Origin of the sequence: Pseudomonas sp. K5002 (genome assembly GCF_013386655.1) — a bacterium.
GTDB lineage: Bacteria > Pseudomonadota > Gammaproteobacteria > Pseudomonadales > Pseudomonadaceae > Aquipseudomonas.
The window spans coordinates 1-6,338 of the sequence record NZ_JACARK010000096.1 but is presented as its reverse complement, the minus strand read 5'-3'; the positions used below and the strand labels follow the sequence as shown (position 1 = coordinate 6,338).

General features: G+C 59.2%; 7 protein-coding genes and 2 pseudogenes. 3 read left to right on the top strand and 6 right to left on the bottom strand.

Going from position 1 to position 6,338, the window contains the following annotated elements:
- Nucleotides 1–449 (bottom strand): annotated as a pseudogene (locus tag HX846_RS06070) (terminase); the annotation flags it as partial.
- Between the two features lie 2 nt (nucleotides 450–451).
- Here HX846_RS06070 and HX846_RS06065 point away from each other — a divergent pair.
- Nucleotides 452–649, top strand: a pseudogene (locus HX846_RS06065) (DUF6124 family protein); the annotation flags it as partial.
- A gap of 72 nt (nucleotides 650–721) precedes the next feature.
- Here HX846_RS06065 and HX846_RS06060 read toward each other — a convergent pair.
- The 3 genes from HX846_RS06060 to HX846_RS06050 are packed head-to-tail and all read right to left on the bottom strand — an operon-like array spanning nucleotide 722 to nucleotide 2,326.
- A complete protein-coding gene (locus tag HX846_RS06060) occupies nucleotides 722–1,432 on the bottom strand; it encodes an SDR family NAD(P)-dependent oxidoreductase (protein WP_003218108.1) in 711 nt (236 codons plus the stop codon).
- 31 nt (nucleotides 1,433–1,463) lie between these two features.
- Nucleotides 1,464–2,114 (bottom strand): DsbA family oxidoreductase, encoded by a 651-nt coding sequence (locus HX846_RS06055; protein WP_177009289.1) that lies wholly within the window; start codon nucleotides 2,112–2,114, stop codon nucleotides 1,464–1,466.
- Nucleotides 2,111–2,326 (bottom strand): 4-oxalocrotonate tautomerase family protein, encoded by a 216-nt coding sequence (locus HX846_RS06050; RefSeq protein ID WP_003218111.1) that lies wholly within the window; start codon nucleotides 2,324–2,326, stop codon nucleotides 2,111–2,113. Before HX846_RS06050 ends, HX846_RS06055 begins: the two co-directional genes overlap by 4 nt.
- A gap of 260 nt (nucleotides 2,327–2,586) precedes the next feature.
- On the opposite strand from HX846_RS06050, the gene HX846_RS06045 reads away from it, so the two are divergent.
- A complete protein-coding gene (locus HX846_RS06045) occupies nucleotides 2,587–3,360 on the top strand; it encodes an alpha/beta fold hydrolase (RefSeq protein ID WP_178965132.1) in 774 nt (257 codons plus the stop codon).
- A gap of 71 nt (nucleotides 3,361–3,431) precedes the next feature.
- Here HX846_RS06045 and HX846_RS06040 read toward each other — a convergent pair whose 3' ends face one another.
- Nucleotides 3,432–4,718, bottom strand: a complete 1,287-nt coding sequence (locus HX846_RS06040; protein WP_003218115.1) for an OprD family porin — start codon at nucleotides 4,716–4,718, stop codon at nucleotides 3,432–3,434.
- Nucleotides 4,719–4,990: 272 nt separating this feature from the next.
- Nucleotides 4,991–5,698, bottom strand: a complete 708-nt coding sequence (locus tag HX846_RS06035; RefSeq protein WP_102367902.1) for a DsbA family protein — start codon at nucleotides 5,696–5,698, stop codon at nucleotides 4,991–4,993.
- Between the two features lie 227 nt (nucleotides 5,699–5,925).
- Here HX846_RS06035 and HX846_RS06030 point away from each other — a divergent pair.
- The coding region (locus HX846_RS06030; RefSeq protein WP_178965131.1) for a TonB-dependent receptor plug domain-containing protein at nucleotides 5,926–6,338 on the top strand (413 nt) is incomplete at its 3' end.

Below are 6,338 nucleotides of genomic sequence, written 5' to 3'. Positions count from 1 at the left end.
TGGCCGGTGGCGTCGGTGCGGGATGCGCTGTAGGTGATCTGGCCGCTGGTGGTGGCGCCGCGCTTGATGGTCAGGAAGGCGGCGGCGATGTCGTTCCAGCCGGCATCCCATTCGATGCGGCGGCCCTGGATCGTGTCCTGCGCCTTGAGCACCAGCGTGCTTTTGGTTTCCAGGCTGTAGTGAATCGGCGTGGCCCGCGGGAAGAAGTCGCGCACCAGGTCGAACACACCGTACCCCACACCGGTGATATCGATCCCGATGTATTGCACGTTGAAGCGCTCGCACAGTTTCTTGACCTGGGCCGCCTGGAAGGTGAACGAGTGCCCGCGCCACGAGTGCTTTTCCAGGATCCTGAACTTTCCGCCTTGCTCCAGCGGCGGGGCCACCACCACACAGGTGGCGTCGTCGCGGGTGCGGCTGGGGTCGTAGCCGATCCACACCGGGGAGTTGTCCCGATGTGGACACCGAAACGCTGCTGGCCAATGCAGCAGAAACCCTCTCGTCGGCTAACGAAATGGTTTCGAACCTGGCATTTGAGCTGGAAGGATCACAAAGGGCAGTGGCATTGGGAATTCAGCAATTGATCGAGTTGAGTTCACTGCTGGCAGATCGGGCATTGGAGCAGGTTGCCCCTACAACAGTCGGTTGACCGCATTACACGCCACCCAAAAAACGCCCCGAACCATCACGGTCCGGGGCGTTTTTCGTTCAACCGCGTCGCTTAGTGACCAGCACTCTGCCCACCATCCACATGCAGAATCTCACCCGTCACAAACCCAGCCGACTCCAAATACACAATCGCCTGCGCAATATCCCGCGCCTCCCCCATATGCCCAACCGGATGCAGGCTGCCCAACGCCGCATGCGTTTCTTCCCCATGCATCGGCGTTTTGATAATCCCTGGGCTCACCGCGTTCACGCGAATCCCGCGCTTGGCGTATTCAATCGCCAGCGATTTGGTCGCCGAATTCAGCCCGCCTTTGGTCAGCGAGGCCAGCACCGACGGCACGCCATCAATCGCGTGGTCCACCAAACTGGTGGTGATGTTGACGATGTGCCCGGCGCCCTGTTTCAGCATCTCGGTAATCGCCAGTTGGGTGATGTAGAAGAACCCGTTCAGGTTCACCGCCAACACGTTTACGTAGTCTTCGTGGGTGTAGCTGGTGAACGGTTTGGCGACGAAGATCCCGGCGTTGTTGATCAGGCTGTCGATGCGGCCAAAACGCGCTACGCCTTCGCGGATGACGCGCTCGGCGGTGGCCGGGTCGGCGATGTCGCCGGCCACGGTGAGGATGTCCGGATCCGTCGACGGTTTGATCGACCGGGAGGTGGCAACCACGCGGTAATCCAGCTCGCGGTAAGCCTTCACTGCAGCAGCGCCCAGGCCTTGGGATGCGCCGGTGATCACAACGACTTTTTTCGAATTGCTCATGATGAAACCTCTATATGGAAAATGGGATGGTTCAAGCAGCCGCGGCGGACATTTCCCGCAGCATCTGTTCGTAGTAACTGACGGATTGCGACCCGGAGACCAGCTGGCGGCCATTGAGGACCATGGCCGGTACGGAGTTGATGCCGTGCTCGCGGTAGAACGCTTCCAGCTCGCGCACTTCATTGGCGTAGGCGGTAGAGCCCAGCACCCGTCGTGCGCTTTCAATTTCCAGCCCGGCCTCGGCGGCCAGACGCGCCAGGGTTTCGTGGTCGCTGACGTTCTGGCCATCGCTGAAATACCCGCGCAACAGCGCCTTTTTCAGCTCGAGCTGGCGCCCTTGCTGCAACGCCCAGAACAGCAACCGATGGGCGTCGAAGGTGTTGTAGAAGTGGCTGCGCTTTTCCAGGTCGAAGGTGAAGCCGATGGCCGCACCCCGCTCCATCAACATCCTTTTGCCGCTGGCAACTTCTTCAGCGCTGCGCCCGTATTTGCGCATCATGTGGGCGACGGCGTTTTCGCCTTCGGCCGGCATGTCAGGGTTGAGTTCGAAGGGTTTGTAGGTCAGTTCAACCTTCACTTCGCCCGCCAGGTTGTCGATGGCTTGCTCCAGGGCGGTGGCGCCGAGGGCGCACCACGGGCACACCACGTCGGAGATGAAGTCGATGGTGACAGGCGTGCTCATGACGGATTTTCCGCGAGCTGTTTGCGGTACTGGGTGGTGGTGATGCCGGCGTAGCCCCAGTTATCGGTGTCGACTTCTTCGATGACGATGTGGGTCAGGTCGGGGCGTTTGTTGAGGACGCGTTCGAGGGTTTCGGTGATCTCGGCAATGACCTGGGCTTTCTGCTCCGAGGTAACGCCGTCGCGGGTGATACGTACGCTGACAAATGGCATGACAAGGCTCCAGTGACTTGCCCATCGACATGGTGGGCAGGCAGTGAGGCCAATTTAAGAGGTTGCTTGAGGTGGATAAAGGCGGGGCGGAGTACTTCATTAGTGATGCTATGTAATCAATCGAGACGTCCGGCGCTGCGTTTTTTTTTACTGCTCCCTGGAATAACCGCCCTCCCCGCGCGTCTTGCCTACAGGCTTAAGGCAGGCTGCAAACGCCTTGAGTGCTGGCCGATAACCCCTCACTTACGGACGTGCCCCACATGCTTAAATCCACAGTCAAAACCCTGTTGCTGCCTACACTGATGTCCGCCGCGATGCTCACCGGCCAGGCCTATGCCGCCACCCCGGCGCTGTCGGACACCACCGTGGTGCTGGTGCACGGCGCCTTTGCCGATGGCTCCAGCTGGAACAAGGTGATTCCGTTGTTGCAGGCCAAAGGCTTGAAGGTGGTGGCGGTGCAAAACCCGCTGACGTCCCTGGCAGATGATGTGGCCGCCGCCCAGCGGGTGATTGATGCCCAGAGTGGGCGGGTGGTTCTGGTGGGCCATTCGTGGGCCGGCAGTGTAATTACTCAGGGCGGCACCAGCGACAAGGTCAAGGCACTGGTTTATGTGGCCGCGTTCGCGCCGTCCGAGGGCCAGAGCTCTGCCGAGTCCGAGAAAGGCTACCCAACCCCGCCGGGTATCGAGACCATCAGTGCCGACACTTCCGGCTACTTGTATTTGCCCGCCGCGTCCGTGGCGAAAAACTTCGCCCAGGACTTGCCTGCCGACCAGGCCAACCTGATTGCCGTGACCCAGGGGCCGATTCTGGGCAAGGCGTTCGACGATAAAATCACGGTCGCCGCCTGGAAAACCAAACCCAACTATTACATCGTCGCCGCCAAGGACCGCATGATCGACCCGGGCCTGGAGCAGGCCTACGCGAAGAAAATCAATGCCACCACCACCGTGGTGCAAACCAGCCATGTGCCGATGCTGTCGCAGCCGCAAAAGGTCGCAGATGTGATCATCGCAGCCGCCAGCAAGCGCTGATCGCAGGCATAAAAAAACCCCGAACCAGTCGGGGTTTTTATCGCCTTGAATCAGGCGCGACGCCGAATCAATTAGAAAACGTTGATTGGGTAGTCGGCGAACAGGCGGATCTCGTTACCACCCACGTTGTAGTTGCTGGCGTTGTTGGAAACGCGCAACCACGACGCACGGGCACGCAGGCTCAGGTCTTTGGCCGGGCCGCTCTGTACTACGTATTTGAACTGGTTGAAGATTTCACGCTCGGTGCCACTGCCGCGGTTGGAACCGTCGTCAATGTTGGTGCCGCGCACGTAGGCGATGTTGTAGGTCAGGCCAGGCACGCCGAAGGCGCTGAAGTCCAGGCCGTAGCCTGCTTGCCAGGAGCGCTCGTCCTTGCCGTTGAAGTCAGACCAGTAGGAGTTGGCCAGCAGGATGGTGTTGCCACCGTCGCCGATGCCGCCTGCGTTGCGGTAGCCGCCGTACAGGTAACCGGTGTCACCGGTGCTGCGCTGGTGAGCCACGGTGAAGCTGTGCGGGCCAACGGCCCACGTGGCGCCCAGGCTCCAGATTTTGTTGTCGCGAGCGTCTGCGTCACCTTGGTTTTCCAGGGCGAAGCTACGGTCGAGCTTGGTCTTGTAGCCGTTGAAGTCGAAGGTCAACGATTGCTTCTCTGGCAGGGCCAGCACGTAGTTGACGTTGACGTATTGCTTCTTCAGCACGTCCTGCATGTTGGAAGCGTAGAGCGCTGCCGACAGGCTTTCGGTGAATTTGTAGCTACCGCCGATGTAGTCGATGCTTTTCAGCGCGCCACTGTCGGAACCCTCGGCGCTCTTGCGAGCTTCCTTGGTGAAGTGACCAGCGTCCAGCTGCAGGCCGGCGATTTCCTTGGAGACGATCGAGGTACCGGTATAGGTTTCGGACAACAGGCGGGAGTTGTCGTATTCCAGGACCGGCACGGCTGGCATCTGATCACCGTACTTGATCACGGTGTTGGAGATGCGTGCCTTGACGGCAGCGCCGCCCTTGGCCAGGTCGTTGGCCGCTTCGCCGCTGTCGCCTTGCTTGAAGAAGTCGATACCGCCAGCGCCGCTGCGACCTTTACCACCATCCAGGCGAATGGCGTATTGGCCGATCACGTCCACACCCACACCAACGGTGCCTTGGGTGAAACCGGATTCGAACTTGCCGATGAAGCCCTGGCCCCATTCGGCTTTGTCTTGCTTGCCGTTTTTGTAGTCGCGGCTGATGTAAGCGTTGCGTGCCGCGATGTTCAGGTGGCTGTCTTCAACAAAACCCTTCGATTGGGATTGGTCGTCAGCCATTGCTTGCGTAGCGCTCAAAATCCCCAGAGCGATCAGCCCCATCCGTTGCTTCAACATTTTCTTATATTCCTTATTACTGGTTGAGTACGCGCTGTGACACCAGGCTCCGTGTTGCTTTTCTGGTGTCGACTTTCCCAGATAAAAAAAGGCCCGCGGACGACGTGAAATGCCGCGGGCCTTTTTTTATTGGGGAAGTCATGGCGGTTAGCCACAGGCGTTGGGGCGAATCCTATCCGCGCCCTTTACTGTGTGTCAATTTCGTGAATCTTCTGTATTTAGGCTAAAAAAGTCTAAGAAACATTAAATAGCCATCATTGCGTAAGGCTCTATCAAGCACTTCCTGGATCTGCACACCCCTGCAGGCCACACATTGGTGCACTCGATTGGGTGGGTTGAATCGAAATTGCGACTCTTTGTCTCAGCCACTCAACGAAGGCTTCTGGCTTGCCCAACCAGGGGCTGATATCGAGCAATTGCAGCTGCCCATTCTGCTCCAGGGCCAGCGTGGGGAAGCCCTGGCCACCGACTTTTGCCAGCCATTGGCGGCTGTCATTGATGTGCGCTTGAGTTGCTGCGCCAAGGATTTCACTGAAAGCGGCGGTGAAGGCTTGGGGATCCAAACCGATGGATTCGGCCAGGGTCAGCAGCACGTCCTTATCGGCAATTCGGCGACCTTCGACGTAGTGCGCCGTTTGCAAACGCGCCAATAATTCCAGCCCGCGACCGGCGATTTTTTCTGCGGCCAGCACGGCGCTGGTCGGCGGGGCTGAATCGAACACCGCACCGTGGTCCCGCAACAAACCTTCGAAATACGCCTCGCCAAACGGTTGCCCGGTGTACTCGGCGATGCGCCGGTCGTGGGGCATTACGTAGTCACGCAACTGCGGCGATACGGATTGGCGATTCGCGCCGGTCATCATGCCGCCGCCGTGCAACTGGATCGATAACACGCTCCGGGCGGCGCTCAGCAGCGGCTCGGCGCCGTAACACCAACCGCACAGCGGGTCGTAAATGTAGTGAAGTGTGGCTGCCGACATGACGGGCTCCAATGGATATTGATGCCAGGCAGATTAGTCTTACGCACAATTGGGAAAAACCCCGGATCGGCTTTCAGACTGTTTCGAGAATCGGTCGAATACCCTTGAAAAACATACGCCGTAACATTTTTCAGAAAGGTCCACCCAGGAATAGATAACCTGCGCAAATAGTAAGCATTACCATTAACGCACTTTTATCCTGCCAACCTTTTTGGATACACACCCCGATGCCTGCCCTTCGCCTGACGCCCATGACCCTTGGGCTCTCTGTTCTGCTGTCTGCCGGATTTACCTGCGCTGCCACTGTCCTGCCGGAAACCTCCGTGAGCGCCGAAGCTGACGAGGACGACCCGCGCGTCAAGGAGACCAGCACCGCCACCCGCACCGCCACACCCGTGCGTTATGTGCCCCAGGCCATCGACTCGGTAAAAACCGACAACCTGCGTTCCTACGGCACCAATGACCTGGGCCAGGCCTTGAGCGGTATACCCAACGTCAGCAGCGGCGCCGACACACGGTTCGACAGCCTGCGCATCCGCGGCTTCGACGCCAGCAACGACTTCTACCTGGACGGCGTTCGCGACGACAGCCAATACGTGCGCGACCTGCACAACATCGAACGCATCGAGGTGCTCAAAGG